Genomic DNA, 21,049 nt, shown 5'->3' on the forward strand with positions numbered 1-21,049 from the left:
ATACGAGTCCTCAATGACGAAATTCGGGCAATAAAACGCCCGGGCGGGTTACGCCCGGGCGTTCGGGTACCTTTAAAGCCTGTTGGCTTGTAGGTGGAAAATGGGATGTAGCGCGTCGCGAGCGACGGCAGTGCGAGGCGAAATCAGGCGAGGGCGCGGAGTTTACGAGCTGTAAATGAGCAGCCCGAGCCTGATTTCAACGAAGCAATGCCTAGCGCAGTAGCGCTACGCCCATTTTTAGATCTTGCCGACCAGGTCCAGGGAAGGAGCCAGAGTCTGAGCGCCTTCTTTCCACTTGGCTGGGCACACTTCGCCCGGGTGGGCAGCGGTGTACTGAGCGGCTTGCAGTTTGCGCAGGGTCTCGGCCACGTCACGAGCGATCTCGTTGGAGTGGATTTCGACGGTCTTGATCTGGCCTTCCGGGTTGATCACGAAAGTGCCGCGCAGTGCCAGGCCTTCTTCAGCGATGTGCACGCCGAAAGCGTTGGTCAGCTGGTGAGTCGGGTCGCCGATCAACGGGAACTTGGCTTTGCCAACGGCCGGCGAGGTTTCGTGCCATACCTTGTGGGAGAAGTGGGTGTCGGTGGTCACGATGTAGACCTCGGCGCCAGCCTTCTGGAAAGCTTCGTAGTTGTTGGCGGCGTCTTCGATCTCGGTCGGGCAGTTGAAGGTGAACGCGGCGGGCATGAAGATCAGTACCGACCACTTGCCTTTCAGGCTTTCTTCGGTGACTTCGATGAATTTGCCATTGTGAAAGGCATTGACCTTGAACGGCTGAACTTGAGTGTTAATCAAAGACATCTGTGAACTCCTTCGAGGGTTGAAAAATTTACAGGAGGGATAGTATCCCTATGTGGAACAAAGAGCCCATTGATTGAAAGCATCAAACCAATAAGCTGAGTCAATCGAACCACATAAAAAACCTTTTAAAACAGTAATCTGAAAATTTCGTGCTCTGCAATGGGCGAACGTTCAGCATACCGCGAGCGACCGATGACCAGATTTCAGACCACCCACCGTTGCGACACCATCCTGTCCCGACTGGTTCGCCACAATCCGGCGTACCGGCTCGCTCTGGCGCTTGCCCTGATGAGCGGCACCTGCCTGGCCGAGCAAGCCCCGCTGCGCTTCTCGATCACCGAAAGCGGCGTGATGCCGATGGTACTCATCAGCAACGGCGAAGCGGTCGACGGCATTCTCCATGACTTGGCCATCCAGGTGTCCGAAAAAGTCGGCCGCCGCGCCGACCTGCAGGTGATGCCGCGCATGCGGGTGCATCGTGCGCTGCTGAATCAGGAGATCGACGTGCGCTGCTACGTCAACCCGGCCTGGCTCGACACACCCTACCCAGGTTATGCCTGGAGCGTACCATTCATGCTGCAACGTGATCTGCTGGTCAGCCGTTCCGCACAACCTGTCGCTCCCGAACAACTCACCATGCAGTCGATCGGCACGGTTCTGGGCTTTCACTATCCGACACTGGAAGCTCTGTTCGCCGCCGGGCAGTTGCAACGCGACGATGCACGCACGCAAGGATTGGTACTGAGAAAGCTGGCAGCCGGACGTTACGATTATGCGGTCACCAACGAGCTGGCCCTGCTGTGGTTCAACCGCGGCCGTAGCGAGCCCGAAAAACTTCATGAAGTGCATGAACTTACCCACGTCGAGGTCGCATGCCTGGTCCGTGATGCACCTGATGTCCCCACCCAGGCACTGCTCCAAGCGATGCGCCAGATGGAGGAAAACGGCGAGTTCGCCGCCATCCTGCAGCGCTATCGCTGAAAGCTGCGCAGGTCACTATGGTTTTCTCGGCCTGCCAATGTGTGAATAATGCCCCGCCTGATTCGCCGCACCCCATGAGGTAAACCATGAGTGGCTCCGCCCACGCCGCCCCGCGCCTGAGTGCTGGGGCGATCCTGCTGATCGAACTGGCCCTGGCACTTGGCGGCTTCGCCATCGGCACCAGCGAATTTTCCATCATGGGCCTGATGCCCAACGTAGCCCAGGATCTGGGCGTCAGCGAACCCCAGGTCGGCCATGTGATCAGCAGCTACGCCCTGGGCGTGGTGGTCGGTGCGCCGATCCTCGCACTGCTGGGCTCGCGCCTGCTACGCAAGCACCTGCTGTTGCTGCTGATGGGCGTGTTCGCGGTCGGCAACCTGGCCAGCGCCCTGGCGCCTGACTACCTATCGCTACTGGTGTTTCGCTTCTTCGCCGGCCTGCCCCACGGTGCCTACTTCGGCGTAGCCATGCTGGTGGCCGCCTCCATGGCGCCGCCGCACAAACGTGCCAAGGCCGTCAGCCGGGTGCTGATGGGCCTCAGCGTGGCGATTCTGATCGGCAACCCGCTGGCCACCTGGCTGGGCCAGAGCGTGAGCTGGCGCTATGCCTTCGCGCTGGTCAGCGTGATTGCCCTGGCCACCGTGGCGATGATCGCCCTGCTGCTGCCGCTGGATCGCAGCGAGGTGCGCAGCAGCCCGATCAACGAACTGCGCGCCTTCAATCGCGCACCGATTTGGCTGGCCCTGGGCATCGGCTCGATCGGCTTCGCCGGCATGTTCTGCGTGTTCAGCTACATGGCGCCAACGCTGCTGGAAGTCACCCGGGTCAGCCCGGGCATGATCCCGGTGGCCATGGCGGTGTTCGGCGTCGGCTGCATTCTCGGCAACATGGCCGGCGGCTGGCTGTTCGACCGCCTGCGCTTCAAGTCGGTGGCGTGGATCCTGCTGTGGAGCGCGCTGGTGCTGCTGGTACTGCCCGCGGCCACGCATTCGATCTGGACGGTGCTGCCAGCGATTCTGGCCTTGGGCACCATCGCCGCGCTATCGCCGGCCTTGCAGACCCACCTGATGGACGTGGCCACCGGCGCCCAGACCCTGGCCGCAGCCTCCAACCATGCCGCTTTCAACATCGCCAACGCCTTGGGTCCGTGGCTCGGTGGCCTGGCGATCAGCGCCGGTTTCGGCTGGACCTCGACGGGTTACATCGGCGCGGCGACCGCGGTCGCCGGCCTGCTGATGTTTCTCTGGGCCTGGCGGGTGCAGAAGGCGCAAGCGCCGACCTAAGAACCTGTTCAAAGTCTGCTGCGCGTCGGCACTGCGGCGTTAAAAACAGGCTGGATTGCCAGCCCAGTCGGACTGCTCATTTACAGCTCGTAAAGTCGGGCGCGACTCCGACCGGTCCTCGCCTGTTTTTGCGGGGCCGCCCAGGCCTTGCATTGCTCTAGCTCGCAAGACTTTAAAAAGGCTCTAAGCCGACGTCGGCTCCAGCACCGGCACTGGCACAGACGGCTTGCGCCAGGCATGCAATGGCGCCGCGCCCTTGCCCGAGAACAGCCAGCCGGTGCGTGCACCGACCAGAGTGGTCACCGCGTGGTGACGGCCCATGGGCAGATGCCGCGCCACGAACAGGGCACTGTCGCGCAGCACAGCCAGCACGCTGCTATGCGACTGGAACAGCGGCGTCAGCAGGCGGCTGGCCTGACGGTAGTAACCCAGGTGAGCGCGGCGCACAGCGCCATAGGCGGCGAAGCAGGCCGCAGGATCGCCAGCCTGGCCAATCCCGCATGTGCCCAGGGCATCGCCCAGCACCACGGCATCGACCAGCGCCATATTGGCGCCCTGCCCCAGCTGCGGGCTCATGGCGTGGGCGCAGTCGCCGATGGCCAGTACGCGACCGTCATGCCACTGATGCATGCGCACGTCGGCATAGCTGGCCAGCATCAGCCGCTCGGGCGACTCGAGGGCATGCAGGAAGGCTTCGGCCGGCTCGCCTGCCAGCTTGCGCACCGCGTCCTTCCAGGCTTCCAACCCGGCCTCTTGCCATGTGCCGTGGCTGGCGACTGGAAGGCTCCAGAACAGGCTGCTCAAACGCGTATGGCGGTCGGCGTGGGTGCAACCGGTCGGCATGATGCCGAACATCTGCGAGCAGCCGCGGTACCACTGCCGCAGGTCCGTGGAGTCGGCGCCTTCGGGGGTCGGCACGATGCTCCACAACGCGCCCCAGGGATAGGCCTTGACCGCCTGGCGGACCTGCATCTGCGCACGCAGCTGCGAACGAGTGCCGTCGGCGAGGATCAGCGCGGTGTGCTCGCCCAATATGGCTTCGTTGCCCTGGCCATCGTCGGACAGCAAGCGCACGTGGGAAGGCGACTGCACGAAACGGGAGATGGAGACGCCGGTGCGCAGGGTTACCCCGGCTGCACGCGCGGCGTTGAGCAAGGCGGTCATCAGCACGCCGCGGTGGATGCCGAGACCAAAGGAGTCGGCCTGCCAGTGGGCATAGCGGGTGTCGAGAATCACCCGCTGAGCGCAGGCCGAGGTGCCGAACAGGCGGCTGACCGGCGCGCCGAGCGCGGTGCATTCGTCGAGCAGGCCCAGATGGCGCAGTGCCGCGAGCCCCGAGGGCTGCAGCAGAATGCCGGCGCCCACCGGCTGCAGGTCAGCGACGCGTTCGTAGAGCGTGACCGACCAGCCCTGACGGGCCAGCAGAATGGCGCTGGCCAACCCTGCGGTGCCAGCGCCGACGATCGCGATGGGTAGATCTTTCACGGGCACATCCTGTGCGGTATCGAGTGAAGGACGATTCTACCTCGCCTGTTCGGGAAGAATGTCGAAACCACCACGGTTCTGGCTGACGATGCGCAGATTGGCCACGCCGCCGGCCTCGACCTTCACCGCCACTTCGCGGTTGAGGCGGCCCTTGCCGCACAGGGTTTCGTCTTCGCTATCAGCGGCGATGCCGACGATGCGGTTGCCCGCCGGCACCTGGAAGCGCCCCCGTTCACCGACGGCGATACGCGCCGCCACCTTGCGGTCGACCAGTACGGCCACGTAGCAGCCGCCTCCCATCAAGCCCAGGTCACGGGTGACCACCACTTCGCCACCGCCCTGCACCGGCTCCTGATAGGCGCGCAGGCGCTCGCTCGGAATGTCGGTGATCTTTTCGGGATCGGCCTGGTAGGACGAGCAACCGGCCAGGACCAGCAGAGGCAGTACGGCGAAGATCAGACGCATGGGTTCTCTCCAGAGAATCACGGGGATGTCGAGCGACAGGCTCTGCTCACAGACAAGCACATTGCCATAAGCGTGCAATAAATCCATCGCGCTGGCCGGCACCGGTTGGCCGCACCATAATGGCGCCCCACTCCCTTACGAGCGAACCGCATGGACACGCGCAAGAACATCGATGGCCTGGCTGGCGGCCTGATGGTTGGCCTGTGCATGATCTGGGGCATGCAGCAGGTGGTGCTCAAGGCTGCCGCCGACGACGTGGCGCCGGTATTGATGCTGGCCCTGCGCTCGGGCATCGCCGCCCTGCTGGTGGCGGTGCTGATGTTGTGGCGGCGTGACGGGCTGGGGGTGCGCGCCGGTAACTGGCGGCCTGGGCTGGTGGTGGGTTGCCTGTTCGCCCTGGAATTCATGCTGGTCGGCGAAGGGCTGCGCCACACCAGCGCCTCACATATGGTGATCTTTCTCTACACGGCGCCGATTTTCGCTGCGCTGGGGCTGCACTGGCGGCTTCCTGCCGAGCGCCTGCGGCCCTTGCAATGGCTGGGTATCGGCGTCGCCTTCATGGGCATCGTGGTGTCGTTCGCCGGCGGTTCCAGCGGCGCGGAAACCAGGGACGCCGGGCGGCAACTGTATGGCGACCTGCTGGGCCTGCTCGGCGCCATGGCCTGGGGCGCCACCACCGTGGTGGTGCGCTGCTCGCGGCTGTCCAACGCGCCGGTCACGCAGACGCTGTTCTACCAGTTGCTGGGCGGCTTCGTGCTGCTGATCCTGGCCTGCGCGGTGACGGGCCAACTGGGATTCAACCCGACGCCGATCGCCATCGGCGGGCTGATCTTCCAGGCGCTGCTGGTGTCGTTCGCCAGCTTCCTGGCGTGGTTCTGGCTGCTGCGCAATTACCTGGCGTCACGCCTGGGCGTGCTGTCATTCATGACGCCGATGTTCGGCATCGTATTCGGCGTGGTGCTGCTGGGCGAACCACTGGAGGTCAACTTCATCGTCGGCGCCCTGCTGGTACTGGGCGGCATCCTGCTGGTCAGCGGCTACGAGTGGCTGAGCCAGTGGCTCAAGCGGCGGGTGCGCTAAACAGGATCGACGCCAGCCGATGCACTGACAGGAAAACGATGCGGGACTGCGTTTCTCGCCTCGCCCGCAGGCTACGGCCTGCGGACGAGCTTTTCGACGAGGCCGCCCAGCTCCGACGGCCCATGAACGTCGCTCAGGCGCTCTGAAAACGCTTCACCAGCCTGGCCTGCAGCTTTTCCAGCTCGGCCGGGTCGGCCTTGCCACTGGCGTGTTTCTGCAGCCCCTGCTCAGCGAAACGCGGAATCACGTGCATGTGGATATGAAACACCGTCTGCCCGGCGGGCGCGCCATTGAACTGGGCGATCTGCACGCCATCGGGCTGCAGCTCGTCGGCCAGCACACGAGCCACCTTCTGTACCGCCAGGGTCAGTTTGATCAGGCTGTCGGCATCGATTTCCAGCAGGTTGCGGGCCTCGGCGCGTTTGGGGATCACCAGGGTGTGCCCGAACGACTGCGGGAACAGATCCAGGAACACCAGCACGTCGTCATCTTCGTACAGCTTGTAGCAAGGCATCTCGCCGCGAATGATCTTGGCGAAGATGTTCTGCGAATCGTAATCGCCGTAAAGGCTCATGGGCTTCTCCATCGCGTTATTAACGTGCTCGCACCATACCGGCTCGGCCGGCAGGTGCAAAATAGCCGCGCGCTTAACGTCCCTTGCGCAGCAGGCTCAACCCAATCAGTACGCCCACGCCGCACAGGGCGATCAGGTAGTACGCCGGGCCCAGCGGGCCCCATTTGACCAGCAGCGACACCGCCACCGGGGTCAGGCCGCCGAACACCGCGTAGGACATGTTGTAGGAGAACGACAGGCCGCTGAAGCGCACCGGCGCCGGGAAAGCATGCACCATCACGAAAGGCACCGCGCCGATGGTGCCGACGAACAGGCCGACCAGTGCATACAACGGGAACAGCCATTGCGGGTTGGCGTGCAGGCCGCTGTAGAACAGCCAGGCGCAGACCGCCAGCGCCGTGCAGCCGACCACCAGCACCCGGCCGGCACCAATGCGGTCGCACAGGGCGCCGCTGACGATGCAGCCGATGCTGAGCATGACGATGGCCAGGCTGTTGGCCTTTAGCGAGGTGACCGCATCGAAGCCGTAGAGGGTCTGCAGAAAGGTCGGCGTCATCAGGATCGCCACCACGATGCCGGCCGACAGCAGCCAGGTCAGCAGCGCGGAAATCGCCACGCTGCCGCGATGATCACGCACCACGGTTTTCAGCGGCAGCTCCGCGGCCAGGGCCTTGCGCTGCTGCATCTCGGTGAACACCGGGGTTTCGTGCAGCCACTGGCGCAGGTACATGGCGAACAGGCCGAACACGCCGCCGATCAGGAACGGCACGCGCCAGGCCCAGTCGAGCACCTGCTCGGCAGTGAACACGCTGTTGATCAGGGTGGCCATCAACGAGCCGAGCAGGATGCCGGTGGTCAGGCCGCAGGTTAGCGTTCCGCAGGCGTAGCCGATATGGCGCGCCGGCACGTGCTCGGAAACGAATACCCAGGCGCCCGGCACTTCGCCGCCGATCGCCGCGCCCTGGATGATGCGCATCAGCAGCAGCATCAGCGGCGCGAGGATGCCGATCTGCGCGTAGGTGGGCAGCAGGCCCATGATCAGGGTCGGCACCGCCATCATCAGGATGCTCAGGGTGAACATGCGCTTGCGGCCGATCAGGTCGCCGAAGTGCGCCATGATGATGCCGCCCAGCGGGCGTGCCAGATAGCCGGCAGCGAAGATGCCGAAGGTCTGCAGCATACGCAGCCAGTCGGGCATGTCCGGCGGGAAGAACAGCTTGCCGACGATGGTGGCGAAAAACACGTAAATGATGAAATCGTAGAATTCCAGTGCGCCGCCGAGTGCGGACAGGGACAAGGTCTTGTAATCGCTACGAGTCAGGGGCCGGCCGGGGGCCGACGGGGCTGCAGATTGCATGGGGGGATTTCTCGGAGGTCTACGGAACCGCGGTGCGCTTGGCCCGCGGGGCGCTCACGATAGCAAATTCATGGCCCGAGGGCAGCGCCACAGCGCAGCGGAATCGGGCCTGACGGCGAAATTGTATGCGTATATTTCAGCTTGGCGACAGGTTGCGATGGAGAAAATGAAGCCTCGCCGGGTCATACCCGCATTCCGCATCCGTTAGCCCTCATTAAGGAACCCCATGGACTGGCTACACCTGCTCGTTCTTTCGCTCATCCAGGGCGTCACCGAATTCATCCCCGTTTCCTCTTCCGCTCACCTGATCCTGCCCTCGCAATTGCTGGGCTGGCCGGACCAGGGCCAGGCCTTCGACGTCGCCGTGCACGTCGGCACCCTGATGGCCGTGGTGCTCGCCTTTCGCCAGCAGATCGCCGCCATCGTCAGCGGCTGGCTGGGCCATGTGCTGCACCGCCGCGCCAGCCCGGAAAGCCGCATGGGCTGGATGATCATCCTGGCGACCATTCCGGCCGCCGTGGCCGGGTTGGTGTTCGAATCGCTGATCGAGCAGTACACCCGTTCCATGCTGGTGATCGGCACCACCACCATCGTCTTCGGCCTGGTGCTCTGGTGGGCCGACGTGAAAGGTAGCCGCGACGCCGACATGAGCCGCATGACCTGGCGCCATGCGCTGCTGATCGGCCTGGCGCAGATGCTCGCGCTGATTCCCGGCACCTCGCGCTCGGGCATCACCATGACCGCGGCGCTGATGCTCGGCTTCGACCGCAAGAGCGCGGCCAGCTTCTCGTTCCTGCTGTCGATCCCGCTGATTCTCGCCGCTGGCAGCCTCAAGGCGATGCACCTGATCGAGCAAGGCGATGGCGCGCACTGGGGCGACATGGCCTGGGGCATCGGCTTGTCGTTCGCCTCGGCGTTCCTGTGCATCAAGCTGTTCCTGGCCGCGCTGGATCGCGTCGGCATGCTGCCCTACGTGATCTACCGCCTGATCCTCGGCACCTTCCTGCTATTCGTGGCGCTCTGAGAGCCTGTTCACGATCTTTCATTCCATGTTCGCCGACGTTGGCGGCTAAGCGGCGGGAGCGGTTAGCGGCGCAGTGCCTGTGGGAGCGGGCGGGGACGCCTAGTTCACGCCCGCGATTTTTCGCGCGCATGGCGCGCTCCCACAGTGGATCGGCGAACGGCCGCTTCTGCCTTGCAGCTGCCGCGTCATGCGCACGAAAATCTTGAACAGTTATTGAGCACGGGTCGAGCGCCGACAGGCAAGCTGGTTGGCGCGGCGTTACCTTCTTCTACATCCGCCCACCACGCTGCCCGGCGAAACCCCAAAGCGGGCGACGCCGGGCACGGGCATGCTTATTGCCTGATTCTCGGACCCGTTACGAGAAGGCGTGCCCCCATGCAGCACTCCCACCTGACCACCCTTCACGCCGTCGTGCTGGCCCTGGATACGCTCTGCCAGGACGGCACCTGCATCGACGAACTGCTGGCCGGCAGCGGTATCGCTCCGGCCGACCTGCAGCGCCCGGAGATGCGCATCAGCATCGCCCAGGAGCGTCAGGTGTTTCGCAACGCCACCGCCCGCTGCCAGGATCTTGGCCTGCTGCTGGGCCGGCGCATGCACGTGTCGTCCTACGGCTTGCTGGGGTTCAGCCTGCTTTCCGCGGCGACGCTGGGTGAAGCGCTACAGGTAGCATTCAGCTTTCCAGCCTTGCTGGGCACCCTGTTCGAACTGCGCCTGCGTCGCGATGGCGCGCAGGCGTGGATCGAAGCCAGCGATTACCGCGACGCTGCGGAGCTCTCCACCTTCAATACCGAGTTCTGCCTGGCCTCCCTGAAGCTGATCTGCGATGACCTGCTCGGTCGCCAGCTGCCCCTCGAAGCCGCTCGTTTCAACCACCGCGCGCCGCGTTATCAGCGCCAGTACAGTCGCGATTTCGGCTGCCCGGTGCAGTTCAACGCCGCCGCTAACGTCATCGTCTTCGACAGCCAGTGGCTGGACCGCCGCCTGCCGCTGGCGGACCCGGTGACCCACCGCGACACCCTGGAACGTTGTCGCCAGCTGAATCGTGAGTTCCTATCCCATCAGGCGCTGATCAGCCGCGTACGCCAGCTACTCGCCAGCCAATTGCCCGACTCGCCGGGGCTCGATGGCCTGGCGCGCCAGCTGCGCTGTTCGTCGCGCACCCTGCGCCGGCAGTTGCAGGAAGTAGGCACCAGTTACCAGAGCCTGCTCGATGAGCTGCGTTTCGAACAGGCGCGTCGCCTGCTGGGCGAGGAGCGCCTACCCATCGCCCGTATCGCCGAAGCCCTGGGCTACAGCGAAACGGCCAGCTTTCGCCACGCCTTCCAGCGCTGGAGCGGCACCTCGCCAAGCCGCTATCGGCGCCCTGCCCTGGCTTGACGGCGGCACTCGGAGCCGCCGCCAGCATGGCAGTCAGGCGCACCGATTCGGTTCGGCGATGCGCGATCTGGTGGCCACATCTATCCCTTTTTGGCCGCTCCGCTCATTTCCCTGACGCCGAAATGCGACCAAGAATGCAGCTACCCAAAAGCGGAGGGCCGAGCATGCGCACGATCTATAGCGATGACCATCACCTGCACCATGGTCGCTGTGAAATCATCGACGGGGAGCTCAAGCCCTGCTTCGAGATGCCGTCACGGGCCGACCATGTGTTGGCACGCGTGCGCCAGCAAGGCCTCGGCGAGGTTATCGCACCGCGCGAGTTCGGCCGCGCACCGATCGAACGCATCCACGATGCCGATTACCTGCGCTTCTTCGAAGGCGCCTGGGCGCGTTGGGCGGAGATGGGCCGCGACGGCGACATCCTGCCCTTCACCTGGCCGGCGCGTACGCTGCGCAGCGTGCTGCCGGACAACCTGCTCGGGCAGCTCGGTTACTACAGTTTCGACGGCGGTGCGCCGATCACCGCCGGCACCTGGCAGGCGGCCTGGAGCTCAGCCCAGGTCGCTCTCACCGGCCAGGCGCTGATCAGCGACGGCGCCGGCAGCGCCTTTGCCCTGTGCCGCCCGCCAGGCCATCACGCCGCTGGCGATCTGATGGGTGGCTACTGCTATCTCAACAACGCTGCCATCGCCACCCAGGCATTTCTCGACGGCGGCTGCCAGCGGGTGGCGATTCTCGATGTGGACTATCACCACGGCAATGGCACCCAGTCGATCTTCTACGCACGCAACGACGTGCTGGTGACCTCGATCCATGGCGACCCGTCCTTCGAATTCCCGTTCTTTCTCGGCTATCACGACGAGATCGGCGAAGGCGCCGGCATGGGCTTCAACCTCAACCTGCCACTGGCCGCCGGCAGTGGCTGGGATCGCTGGAGCGCCGCCTTGGAACAGGCCTGCGCACGCATTACCGAGTACGCGCCCGATGTGATCGTGGTGTCGCTGGGCGTGGACACGTTCAAGGAAGATCCAATTTCCCAGTTTAAGCTCGACAGCCCCGACTACCTGCGCATGGGCGAACGCATCGCGCGCCTCGGCAAACCCACCCTGTTCGTGATGGAGGGTGGCTATGCGGTAGAAGAGATCGGCGTCAATGCGGTGAACGTACTGGAAGGCTTCGAGGGTTCCTGACCCTGCAAACTGCCGATAACCACGCATACAACGGAGCACATAACGATGAAAAACCTCCACCGTCTGTTCGGCGCCACGTTCTGCGGCGCTGCCCTGCTGGCCGGCAGCGCCATGGCCGATGCGCGGGAACTGCGCGTCTACAACTGGGCCGACTACATCCTGCCGCAAACCCTCAAGGACTTTCAGCAGCAGAGTGGTATCAAGCTGACCTGGGACACCTTCGAGACCAACGAGGCGCTGGAAGCCAAGTTGCTCACCGGCAACTCGGGTTATGACCTGGTGGTGCCGTCCAACATGTTCCTCGACACCCAGATCAAGGCCGGCGTGTTCCAGCCGCTCGACAAGAGCAAGCTGCCCAACTGGAAGCACCTCGACCCGGCGCTGCTCAAGCTGCTGGAAACCAACGACCCCGGTAACCAGTACGGCGTGCCCTACATGTACGGCACCGTGCTGATCGGTTACAACCCGGACAAGGTCAAGGCCGCGCTCGGCGACGACGCGCCGGTGAACAGCTGGGACCTGGTGTTCAAGCCCGAGAACATGGAAAAGCTCAAGCAGTGCGGCGTGACCATGCTCGATGCACCCAACGAAATCCTGCCCATCGCCCTGCATTACCTGGGCCTGCCGCCCAACAGCACCAACCCGGATGATTACGAAAAAGCCACCGAGCTGTTGATGAAGGTGCGCCCCTACGTGACCTACTTCCACTCGGCCAAGTACATGACCGACATCGCCAATGGCGACATCTGCGTGGCCATCGGCTACTCGGGCAGCTTCTACCAGTTCGCCAACCGCGCCAAGGAGGCCGGCAACGGCGTCAAGGTCGAGTGGCGCCTGCCCAAGGAAGGCGCGCCCATCTGGTTCGACACCTTCGCCATTCCCAAAAGCGCCAAGAATGTCGAGGAGGCCCACGAATTCCTCAACAACCTGCTAGACCCGACGGTGATCGCGCCGATCAGCGACTTCCTCGGTTACCCCAACCCGAACAAGGATTCCATGCCGCTGGTGGACAAGGCGATCAGCGAGAACACAGACCTGACTCCGACACCAGAAGCGCAGAAAACGCTGTACAGCGTCGAACCGCTGCCACAGAAGATCGAACGCATCCGTACCCGCGCCTGGACCAAGATCAAGAGCGGCAGTTGAGCCACCTCCCTCCCCGACGACCCCGCGCCTGACGCGGGGTCTGCATTTATGCCCGCCGCTGCGCCGCGGTTGTCTGAACCTGCCAGCGGCGCGGCCGCTCACATGCAGTGAATCGCCCGGCTACGCTTGAAAGCGACCGCTGACTCAACCTGCGCCTGCGGGCAACACAAACAAATCTCTAATGACAATAGTTTTCATTAGCGTCGTTTTGTCGCTAGAGTGGCAACCCTGTCCGGGCCACCCGCCCAACCCCATGACCGGTCAAGCCATACGAGGATAGAGATGTTCAATCGGATCCGCTTGCGCACCCTGCTCGCCGCTCTTCTGGTATCCCTGCTGCCGCAACTGGCCGCCGCCGAAGGCAAATTCAAGGTGGTGACCACCTTCACCGTGCTCGCCGACATGGCCCGCCAGGTGGCCGGCGATGCGGCCGAGGTCGAGTCGATCACCAAGCCCGGCGCCGAGATCCACAACTACCAGCCGACCCCGGGCGACATCCTCAAGGCCCGCGATGCGCAGCTGATCCTGCGTAACGGCATGAACCTGGAGCTGTGGTTCGAGCGTTTCCTGCAGCGCCTGCAAGGCGTGCCCGCGGTGACCCTCAGCGAAGGCGTCGAGCCGATCGGCATCGCCGAAGGCCCCTACAGCGGCAAGCCCAACCCCCATGCCTGGATGTCGCCGGATGCCGCGATGATCTACATCGACAACATCCGCGATGCGCTGGCCAAGCACGACCCAGCCAATGCCGCCACCTACGAGCGCAACGCCGAAACCTACAAGGCGCTGATCAAATCCACCGTGGGGCCTATCCGCGAACGCCTGCAGAAGATTCCCGAACAGCGCCGTTGGCTGGTGTCCAGCGAAGGCGCGTTCAGCTACCTGGCCCGCGACTTCGACCTCAAGGAGCTGTACCTGTGGCCGATCAACGCCGACCAGCAGGGCACGCCCCAACAGGTGCGCAAGGTGATCGACGCGGTACGCGCCAACAAGATTCCCGCAGTGTTCAGCGAGAGCACCATCTCCGCCTCGCCGGCCCAGCAGGTGGCCCGCGAAACCGGCGCCAAGTACGGCGGCGTGCTCTACGTCGACTCGCTCAGCGAGCCGAGCGGCCCGGTGCCGACCTACCTCGACCTGCTGCGCGTCACCTCGCAAACCATCGCCGACGGGCTGGCCGACTGATGCCCAACGCCCTGCACGAAGAAGATAGCCTGAACGGCATTCGCGTCGACGGCATCAGCGTGACCTACCGCAACGGCCACACGGCGCTGCGCGACGCCAGTTTCGGCAGCCCCGGCGGTAGCATCACCGCCCTGGTGGGCGTCAACGGCAGCGGCAAGTCAACGCTGTTCAAGGCCATCATGGGTTTCGTGAAACTGGCCCAGGGCAGCATCAGCGTACTGGGCATGCCGGTGCGCGACGCGCTGAAACGCAACCTGATTGCCTACGTGCCGCAGAGCGAGGACGTCGACTGGAATTTCCCGGTGCTGGTCGAGGACGTGGTGCTGATGGGCCGTTACGGCCACATGGGCCTGCTACGCCGGCCCAAGGCCGCCGACCGCGAGGCCGTGGACGCGGCCCTGGCGCGGGTCGGCATGGGCGAGCTGCGCAAGCGGCAGATCGGCGAGTTGTCCGGCGGCCAGAAGAAGCGCGTGTTCCTGGCCCGCGCCCTGGCCCAGGATTCGCGGGTGATTCTGCTCGACGAGCCATTCACCGGCGTCGACGTGAAGACCGAAGACGCCATCGTGCGGCTGCTCGGCGAACTGCGCGACGAAGGCCGGGTAATGCTGGTGTCCACCCACAACCTGGGCAGCGTGCCGGAATTCTGCGACCGCACGGTGCTGCTCGCGCGCACCGTGCTCGCTTACGGGCCAACCCAGCTGGTGTTCACCCGCGAGAACCTGGAGCGCACCTTCGGCGGCGTGCTGCGTCACTTCGAGCTGCCAGGCGAAGGCCAGCGCAGCTCGCCGCTGATCGGCATCATCACCGACGACGAACGCCCGCTGGTGCTGTACGACGGCAAATCGACCATCCGCGGCCGCGTCGACGACAAGGATCAATAGTGCCCAATCTGCTCGAACCCTTTTCCTATGGCTACATGGTCAACGCCATGTGGGTCTCGACCCTGGTCGGCGTGGTCTGCGCGCTGCTGTCGGTATACCTGATGCTCAAAGGCTGGTCGCTGATCGGCGATGCCCTGGCCCATTCCATCGTGCCTGGCGTCGCCGGTGCGTACATGCTCGGTCTGCCCTTCGCCCTCGGCGCTTTCGGCGCGGGCACCCTGGCCGCCGGCGCCATGCTGTTTCTCAACCAGCGCAGCAAGCTCAAGGAGGATGTGATCATCGGCCTGATCTTCTCTTCCTTCTTCGGCCTCGGCTTGTTCATGGTGTCGCTGTCGCCCACCTCGGTGAACATCCAGACCATCGTGCTCGGCAACATCCTGGCCATCACCCCAGGCGATACCCTGCAACTGCTGCTGATCGCCGGCATCACCCTGGCGGTGCTGGCGCTGCGCTGGAAGGACCTGATGGTGGTGTTCTTCGACGAGCACCACGCGCGCACCATCGGCCTGAGCCCGGCGCGGCTCAAGGCGATCTTCTTCATCCTGCTGTCGGCCTGCACCGTGGCGGCGATGCAGACGGTCGGCGCCTTTCTGGTCATCGCCATGGTGGTCACCCCGGGCGCCACCGCCTACCTGCTCAGTGACCGTTTCGAAAGGCTGCTGCTGATCGCCGCCTGCATCGGCGGGCTTTCCAGCTTCATCGGTGCCTACGCCAGCTACTTTCTCGACGGCGCCACCGGAGCGATCATCATCGTGCTGCAGACCTGCGTATTCCTGGTGGCGTTCGTCTTCGCGCCCAAACATGGCCTGCTCGCCGCACACCGCCGGGCCGCCCAGGCGCGGCTGGAGATGTGACCATGGAAGCCTTGCTGCTACCGCTGCAAATCGACTTCATGCAGTACGCCCTGCTGATCGCCGTGCTGGTGGCGATTCCGGCAGCGCTGCTGTCGTGTTTTCTGGTGCTCAAGGGCTGGGCACTGATGGGCGACGCCACCGCCCATGCGGTATTCCCCGGCGTGGTGATCGCCTATATCGTCGGTTTGCCCTATTCGCTCGGCGCCTTCGTGGCCGGCATGCTCTGCGCGGTCGCCTCGGGGTATCTCAAGGAAAACAGCCGCATCAAGCAGGACACCCTGATGGGCGTGGTGTTCTCCGGCATGTTCGGCCTGGGCCTTTTGCTCTACACGCAGATCCATAGCGACGTGCACCTGGACCATATTCTGTTCGGCGACATGCTCGGCATCGGCTGGGCAGATTTGCTGGAGAGCGGCCTGATCGCCCTCGTCGTCACCGCCTTCATCGGCCTGAAATGGCGCGACCTGCTACTGCACGCCTTCGACCCTGTGCAGGCGCGCACCGTCGGCCTGCCGGTGGGCCTGTTGCATTACGGCTTGCTTGCGGTGATGTCGCTGACCATCGTCGGCGCGCTGAAGGCCATCGGCATCGTGCTTACCGTGGCCCTGCTGATCGCCCCGGGCGCCATCGCCTTTCTGCTCACCCGTACCATGGGCGCCATGCTCCTCACCGCGGTGGCCATCGCCGTCGGCGCGGCATTGAGCGGCGTGTACCTGAGCTTCTTCATCGACAGCGCACCGGGACCGACCATCGTGGTGCTGCTCAGCGCCCTGTTCGTCGGCGTGTTCATCTACTCCAGCAGGCGCGAGCACAGGAGCGCCGCGCAGTTGTAGAATCACCGCGCCCTCACTCTCGGACAAGGAATGTCATGCTCAAGCCCTACCTAACCGTGCTGGTGGCGTGCCTGTCACTGGCCGCCTGCAGTACGCCCGAGCGCCCTGCCGCACCGAAAAGCGCCGACGATATCGCCAATGGACAATTCGTTCGGCTCGCCATGCAGGCGGTCTATCCCGTAGGCCGGGAGGCCAACCCCGGCTGGCGCCAGGCCAGCCTGGCAGTGCACTACCGCATCGACCGCCAGAACCAGATCGTCGATTGCAAGGCCAGGCCGGTCAGCAATTCCACAGTGGCAGGCGGGTTGCCTTTCGCCCCGAAGATAGCCGAGCGGATGAACCGCCTGTGCTGGCAAACCGTGCTGCCGCCGATGCCGACGAAGCTGATGGACAAAGGCCCGACCACGGAGCTGATCGCACCGTTGCTGTTTCCAGAGAAAGACGAGTATCCGCAAGACCAGGCCCAGGAAACGGCCGAGTACGCGCGCAACGCCTTTTTCTGGCAGCACCTGTTCGCCAACCGAACCCTGGACAGCATTGGCAGGGCGAGGCTAATTGGCATTCTCGACGAACAACGCAACGTCGGCGCCTGTGAAGTGATCATCGAACCCCATCCCATGCGGCGCCGCGAATTCAAGCAGGACAACGATCTGCTCGACCACCTCAGCCAGGGCTGCGCTCAACTCAATGGCGTGCCATTGGTTCCCAAACAGCGTCGCAATGCCAAAGGCCAATACGTGTTCATCGTGGATCTGGACTATTCGCCGTGGCGGCATAAGGCCGACGCCCCCGCAAAACCCTGATGCCGCCCATCGGTCGAGCATTATCGAAAACGCTCAACCATATGGCATACCAAATACCAATAGTTTACGCTCAGTGCGTGCGAAAAATAGCAATAAGCCAGCACGCAAAACCAGCATGTAGCCTCACGTCTTTTTCGACGGTTTCACCCGAAGAACAATATCCCTTGCCCGAGCAGGAACCACCGTGAACATCAAACAGAAGCTTACCTGGGGCTTTGCGGCCATCGCCTGTGTGCCCGTGGTGCTGGTCGCCATCGTGGTCGTCATCAACTTGCGCGAGCAGGCCCGGGAAGATTTTCTCGATAGCAGCAGCCGCGAGATCAGGCAGATCGACAACGCGATGAACCAGTTCTTCGATGCCATCGCCCAGAACGTCGAATACCTGGCCAAGAGCGATCTGCTGCGCGACACGCAGAACCTGAAGGACTACACCGCAGCCGACGCTGCCCGGGCGCCGCTACCGGCCAGCAATCAGGCGCTGCTGTACGGGCTGAACCAGTTCGCCACCAGCCATCCGACCACCGCCTACCTGCAGGTGGGCCACCAGGATGGCGGCTACCTGGTCTGGCCGGACGACCCCAAGCTCAACAGCTACGACCCGCGCCAGCGTCCCTGGTACAAGGCCGCCATGGCCACGCCCGGCAAGATCGTGCGCACTCCGGCCTACTACTGGGCGCCCGATGACGTGGTGCTGATGGGCACCGTGCACACCGTCGACAACGCTCAGGGCCAGCCGCTGGGCGCCATCGGCCTGGACGTGTCGCTCAAGCAGCTCACCGATCTGGTCAAGCAGATCAAGCTGGGCCAGAGCGGCTACCTGATGCTGCTGGAGAACAGCGGCAACGTGCTGGTCGACCCGCGCGATGCAGCCCACAACTTCAAGCGCCTGGACGAACTGGGTGACGGCTACCGCGAATTGGCGGCGGTCAAGAGCGGCTTCGCCGAGGTCGAGCTGGGCGGCGTGCGCTACATGGCCAACGTTTGGTCGTCGGAGAAGCTGGGCTGGCGCTTCATCGGCCTGATCGAACGCAGCGAAGTGATGGCCAAGGCCACCAGCCTCACCTGGCAGATCGGCGTGATCGCCGCAGTGCTGGCCGTGCTGTTCGCCATCGTTGGCGCCAGTTTCGCCGGACTGATCGTCAAGCCGATCCGCAGCGTGGCCGGTGGCCTGGAAGGCATCGCCCAGGGCGAAGGCGACCTGACCCGCAACCTCGACGTGCGCGGCAACGACGAAACCGCCCTGCTGGCGCGCTGGTTCAACCAGTTCCTCGGCGCCATCCGCACCCTGGTGCAGCGTATCGGCAGCGCCTCGGCGGACCTGCAGACCGCTTCCGACGCCACAACCCGTGTCGCCCTGGACATGAACGATGCCGCCGTGCGCCAGCGCGAAGCCGTGGAGCTGGTGTCCACTGCCTTCAACGAGATGGTCGCCACCGCCAATGAAGTGGCCCGCTCGTGCAGCCAGGCGGCCAGCTCAGCGGACTCCGGCCAGCGCCAGGTGCATGGAGGCCAATTGCAGATCGACGAAGCCACCGGCAGCGTCACCCAGCTCAGCGAGAACCTGCAGAAATCCGCCCAGGCCATGCAAGTGCTGGAGCAGGACAGCAAGAACATCAACGCCATCCTCGACACCATCCGCTCGATCGCCGAGCAAACCAACCTGCTGGCCCTCAACGCGGCCATCGAGGCCGCCCGGGCCGGTGAACAGGGCCGCGGCTTCGCCGTTGTCGCCGACGAAGTCCGCGCCCTGGCCAAACGCACTGCGGATTCAACGGGAGAAATCGACAGCCTGCTCGGCGGCCTGGCCAAGCGTACCCAGGACGTGACCAAGCAGATGCAGAGCAGCCTGAGCATGTCGCAGCAGAGCGTGGAGCGCATCCAGCAGGCGCGCGACAGCTTCGAGCAGATACGCGCCTCGGTGGACGAAATCCGCGATCAGAACAGCCAGATCGCCACCGCGGCCGAAGAGCAGCATCAGGTCGCCGAGGACATCAACCGGCACATCGCACAGATCCACACCGATGCCCAGCTGGTCGAGGAACTGGCCCACTCGGCACGCAGTGACTCGCAGCGCCTGGAGACCCTCTCCGGCGAGCTCAACGGCCTGGTTCGCCGCTTCAGAACCTGATACGCCCCTCCCCCGCATCCCGCCATCAACGCCTGCCCATCACGTGAAAAAACCTGATGGGCAGGCGCTCAAGTTTGCGCTCACCACGCCGACTCAGTGTTCACAATACCTACAAACTCGCCAACCAGCCTTTCTGCCTGCTTCAAAGCCGTAAAAACCCAACAAAAACGCTTTACCACCCAGCAGGAACCACCGTGAACATCAAACAGAAACTCACCTGGGCCTTCGCGGCCATTGCCTGTGTGCCCGTCGTTCTGGTCGCCGTCGTGGTAGTGGTCAACCTGCGCGAACAGGCGCGGGACGACTTCCTGGACAGCAGCAGCCGCGAGATCAGGCAGATCGAAAACGCCATGAACCAGTTCTTCGACGCCATTGCGCAGAACGTCGAGTACCTGGCCAAGCTGCCGGTGGTGCGCAGTGCAGGCGAGCTGAAGGACTACTCGGGCGCCGATGCCGCGACGGTCCCGCAGACCGAGCAAGGCAAGGCCTTTCTGGAGATGTTCGGCCAGTTCGCCGCCAGCCACCCGAGCACCGCCTACCTGTCGCTCGGCAAGAGCGACGGCGGCTACGCTTCCTGGCCGGACGACGCCAAGCTGAGCGGTTATGACCCGCGCGTACGCCCCTGGTACAAGGCCGCCATGGCCTCGCCAGGCAAGACCGTGCGCACCGCTGCCTATTACTGGGCGCCCGATGACGTGGTGCTGATGGGCACCGTGCACACCGTCGACAATACCCAAGGGCAGCAGGTCGGCGTGGTCGGCCTGGACGTGTCGCTCAAGCAGCTCACCGAACTGGTCAAGCAGATCAAGCTTGGCGAAAGCGGCTACCTGATGCTGCTGGAAAGCAACGGCAACGTGCTGGTCGACCCGCGCACCCCGGAACACAACTTCAAGCTGATCAGCGAGCTGGGTGATGGCTATGCGCAGTTGGCCGGTGTCGAGAGTGGGCTGGTCGAGGTCGAACTGGGCGGCGTGTCCTACATGGCCAACGTCTGGTCGTCGAAAAGCCTCGGCTGGCGCTTCATCGGCCTGATCGAACGCAGCGAAGTGATGGCCAAGGCCACCAGCCTGACTTGGCAGATCGGCGTGATCGCCGCGGTGCTGGCCGTGCTGTTCGCCATCGTCGGCGCCAGCTTCGCCGGACTGATCGTCAAGCCGATCCGCAGCGTGGCCGGCGGCCTGGAAGGCATCGCCCAGGGCGAAGGCGACCTGACCCGCAGCCTCGACGTGCGCGGCAACGATGAAACTGCCCTGCTGGCGCGCTGGTTCAACCAGTTCCTCGGCGCCATCCGCACTCTGGTGCAGCGTATCGGCAGTGCCTCGGCTGACCTGCAGACTGCCTCGGATGCCAGCACTCGCGTGGCCCGTGACATGAACGACGCCGCCGGCCGTCAGCGCGAGGCCGTGGAGCTGGTGTCCACCGCCTTCAACGAGATGGTCGCCACCGCCAACGAAGTGGCCCGCTCGTGCAGTAACGCCGCCTCGTCCGCCGACTCGGGCCAGCGCCAGGTGCACGACGGCCAACTGCAGATCGACGAAGCCACCGGCAGCGTCACCCAGCTCAGCGAGAACCTGCAGAAATCCGCCCAGGCCATGCAAGTGC

19 protein-coding genes and 1 pseudogene are annotated in these 21,049 nt (G+C 64.2%); 15 read left to right on the forward strand and 5 right to left on the reverse strand.

The genetic code is table 11. The annotated features are described in order from the left end of the window. Positions 1-237: 237 nt before the first annotated feature. A complete protein-coding gene (gene ahpC / locus BVH01_RS19940) occupies positions 238-801 on the reverse strand; it encodes an alkyl hydroperoxide reductase subunit C (RefSeq protein ID WP_013790773.1) in 564 nt (187 codons plus the stop codon). Positions 802-993: 192 nt separating this feature from the next. On the opposite strand from ahpC, the gene BVH01_RS19945 reads away from it, so the two are divergent. Then, a complete protein-coding gene (locus BVH01_RS19945) occupies positions 994-1,782 on the forward strand; it encodes an ABC transporter substrate-binding protein (RefSeq protein ID WP_083659509.1) in 789 nt (262 codons plus the stop codon). An 86-nt stretch (positions 1,783-1,868) separates the two neighbouring features. Beyond that, positions 1,869-3,065 carry an MFS transporter gene (locus tag BVH01_RS19950; RefSeq protein ID WP_075931975.1) on the forward strand — a complete coding sequence of 399 codons (1,197 nt, stop codon included), beginning with the start codon at positions 1,869-1,871 and terminating at the stop codon, positions 3,063-3,065. Positions 3,066-3,248: 183 nt separating this feature from the next. Here BVH01_RS19950 and BVH01_RS19955 read toward each other — a convergent pair whose 3' ends face one another. Continuing rightward, positions 3,249-4,550, reverse strand: coding sequence for an NAD(P)/FAD-dependent oxidoreductase (locus BVH01_RS19955; RefSeq protein WP_075931976.1), 1,302 nt, complete (start codon positions 4,548-4,550; stop codon positions 3,249-3,251). Between the two features lie 36 nt (positions 4,551-4,586). Further along, entirely contained in the window at positions 4,587-5,015 is a 429-nt protein-coding gene (locus tag BVH01_RS19960; RefSeq protein ID WP_075931977.1) for a 3-isopropylmalate dehydratase, read from the reverse strand. Between the two features lie 150 nt (positions 5,016-5,165). Here BVH01_RS19960 and BVH01_RS19965 point away from each other — a divergent pair, with 150 nt between their 5' ends. After that, a complete protein-coding gene (locus tag BVH01_RS19965; protein ID WP_075931978.1) occupies positions 5,166-6,095 on the forward strand; it encodes a DMT family transporter in 930 nt (309 codons plus the stop codon). A gap of 133 nt (positions 6,096-6,228) precedes the next feature. On the opposite strand, the gene BVH01_RS19970 is transcribed toward BVH01_RS19965, so the two are convergent. Both BVH01_RS19970 and BVH01_RS19975 read right to left on the reverse strand, forming a co-directional pair. Then, complete coding sequence (locus BVH01_RS19970; protein WP_075931979.1) at positions 6,229-6,669, reverse strand: HIT family protein; 441 nt, start codon at positions 6,667-6,669, stop codon at positions 6,229-6,231. 73 nt (positions 6,670-6,742) lie between these two features. Further along, on the reverse strand, positions 6,743-8,026 hold the full coding sequence (locus tag BVH01_RS19975; protein ID WP_075931980.1) for an MFS transporter: 1,284 nt from the start codon (positions 8,024-8,026) through the stop codon (positions 6,743-6,745). 226 nt (positions 8,027-8,252) lie between these two features. On the opposite strand from BVH01_RS19975, the gene BVH01_RS19980 reads away from it, so the two are divergent. The 12 genes and pseudogenes from BVH01_RS19980 to BVH01_RS20030 form a co-directional block, all read left to right on the forward strand. Further along, entirely contained in the window at positions 8,253-9,050 is a 798-nt protein-coding gene (locus BVH01_RS19980) for an undecaprenyl-diphosphate phosphatase (RefSeq protein WP_075931981.1), read from the forward strand. Positions 9,051-9,425: 375 nt separating this feature from the next. Continuing rightward, a complete protein-coding gene (locus tag BVH01_RS19985) occupies positions 9,426-10,430 on the forward strand; it encodes an AraC family transcriptional regulator (protein WP_075931982.1) in 1,005 nt (334 codons plus the stop codon). A gap of 164 nt (positions 10,431-10,594) precedes the next feature. Continuing rightward, positions 10,595-11,623 carry a histone deacetylase family protein gene (locus BVH01_RS19990; protein ID WP_075931983.1) on the forward strand — a complete coding sequence of 343 codons (1,029 nt, stop codon included), beginning with the start codon at positions 10,595-10,597 and terminating at the stop codon, positions 11,621-11,623. Between the two features lie 45 nt (positions 11,624-11,668). Further along, entirely contained in the window at positions 11,669-12,769 is a 1,101-nt protein-coding gene (locus tag BVH01_RS19995) for a polyamine ABC transporter substrate-binding protein (protein WP_075931984.1), read from the forward strand. Between the two features lie 282 nt (positions 12,770-13,051). After that, positions 13,052-13,948, forward strand: a complete 897-nt coding sequence (locus BVH01_RS20000) for a metal ABC transporter substrate-binding protein (RefSeq protein WP_083652107.1) — start codon at positions 13,052-13,054, stop codon at positions 13,946-13,948. Further along, complete coding sequence (locus tag BVH01_RS20005; RefSeq protein ID WP_075931985.1) at positions 13,948-14,829, forward strand: manganese/iron ABC transporter ATP-binding protein; 882 nt, start codon at positions 13,948-13,950, stop codon at positions 14,827-14,829. The genes BVH01_RS20000 and BVH01_RS20005 overlap by 1 nt, the downstream gene beginning before the upstream one ends. Further along, positions 14,829-15,683 carry a metal ABC transporter permease gene (locus BVH01_RS20010; RefSeq protein ID WP_168177301.1) on the forward strand — a complete coding sequence of 285 codons (855 nt, stop codon included), beginning with the start codon at positions 14,829-14,831 and terminating at the stop codon, positions 15,681-15,683. Before BVH01_RS20005 ends, BVH01_RS20010 begins: the two co-directional genes overlap by 1 nt. A 2-nt stretch (positions 15,684-15,685) precedes the next feature. After that, positions 15,686-16,516 carry a metal ABC transporter permease gene (locus tag BVH01_RS20015; RefSeq protein WP_075931987.1) on the forward strand — a complete coding sequence of 277 codons (831 nt, stop codon included), beginning with the start codon at positions 15,686-15,688 and terminating at the stop codon, positions 16,514-16,516. 35 nt (positions 16,517-16,551) lie between these two features. Further along, the gene (locus tag BVH01_RS20020; protein ID WP_075931988.1) at positions 16,552-17,319 is read left to right on the forward strand and encodes a hypothetical protein; all 768 of its coding nucleotides are present in this window, start codon (positions 16,552-16,554) and stop codon (positions 17,317-17,319) included. 256 nt (positions 17,320-17,575) lie between these two features. Beyond that, positions 17,576-18,589, forward strand: a pseudogene (locus tag BVH01_RS25295) (cache domain-containing protein); the annotation flags it as partial. Positions 18,590-18,679: 90 nt separating this feature from the next. Then, positions 18,680-19,447, forward strand: coding sequence for a methyl-accepting chemotaxis protein (locus tag BVH01_RS25300; RefSeq protein WP_371915614.1), 768 nt, complete (start codon positions 18,680-18,682; stop codon positions 19,445-19,447). 194 nt (positions 19,448-19,641) lie between these two features. After that, positions 19,642-21,049, forward strand: a 1,408-nt coding sequence (locus BVH01_RS20030; protein ID WP_256562807.1) for a methyl-accepting chemotaxis protein, incomplete at its 3' end; no start/stop codon positions are given.

This window comes from Pseudomonas sp. PA1(2017), from assembly GCF_001945375.1.
Classification (GTDB): Bacteria; Pseudomonadota; Gammaproteobacteria; order Pseudomonadales; family Pseudomonadaceae; genus Aquipseudomonas.

Coding starts and splice junctions, on each gene's coding strand:
- BVH01_RS25300 (WP_371915614.1), top strand. CDS start 18,680: ATGAACGATGCCGCCGTGCGCCAGCGCGAAGCCGTGGAGCTGGTGTCC.
- BVH01_RS19975 (WP_075931980.1), bottom strand. CDS start 8,026: ATGCAATCTGCAGCCCCGTCGGCCCCCGGCCGGCCCCTGACTCGTAGC.
- BVH01_RS19965 (WP_075931978.1), top strand. CDS start 5,166: ATGGACACGCGCAAGAACATCGATGGCCTGGCTGGCGGCCTGATGGTT.
- BVH01_RS20000 (WP_083652107.1), top strand. CDS start 13,052: ATGTTCAATCGGATCCGCTTGCGCACCCTGCTCGCCGCTCTTCTGGTA.
- BVH01_RS20015 (WP_075931987.1), top strand. CDS start 15,686: ATGGAAGCCTTGCTGCTACCGCTGCAAATCGACTTCATGCAGTACGCC.
- BVH01_RS20020 (WP_075931988.1), top strand. CDS start 16,552: ATGCTCAAGCCCTACCTAACCGTGCTGGTGGCGTGCCTGTCACTGGCC.
- BVH01_RS19950 (WP_075931975.1), top strand. CDS start 1,869: ATGAGTGGCTCCGCCCACGCCGCCCCGCGCCTGAGTGCTGGGGCGATC.
- BVH01_RS19985 (WP_075931982.1), top strand. CDS start 9,426: ATGCAGCACTCCCACCTGACCACCCTTCACGCCGTCGTGCTGGCCCTG.
- BVH01_RS19995 (WP_075931984.1), top strand. CDS start 11,669: ATGAAAAACCTCCACCGTCTGTTCGGCGCCACGTTCTGCGGCGCTGCC.
- BVH01_RS20005 (WP_075931985.1), top strand. CDS start 13,948: ATGCCCAACGCCCTGCACGAAGAAGATAGCCTGAACGGCATTCGCGTC.
- ahpC (WP_013790773.1), bottom strand. CDS start 801: ATGTCTTTGATTAACACTCAAGTTCAGCCGTTCAAGGTCAATGCCTTT.
- BVH01_RS19970 (WP_075931979.1), bottom strand. CDS start 6,669: ATGAGCCTTTACGGCGATTACGATTCGCAGAACATCTTCGCCAAGATC.
- BVH01_RS19990 (WP_075931983.1), top strand. CDS start 10,595: ATGCGCACGATCTATAGCGATGACCATCACCTGCACCATGGTCGCTGT.
- BVH01_RS19945 (WP_083659509.1), top strand. CDS start 994: ATGACCAGATTTCAGACCACCCACCGTTGCGACACCATCCTGTCCCGA.
- BVH01_RS19960 (WP_075931977.1), bottom strand. CDS start 5,015: ATGCGTCTGATCTTCGCCGTACTGCCTCTGCTGGTCCTGGCCGGTTGC.
- BVH01_RS19980 (WP_075931981.1), top strand. CDS start 8,253: ATGGACTGGCTACACCTGCTCGTTCTTTCGCTCATCCAGGGCGTCACC.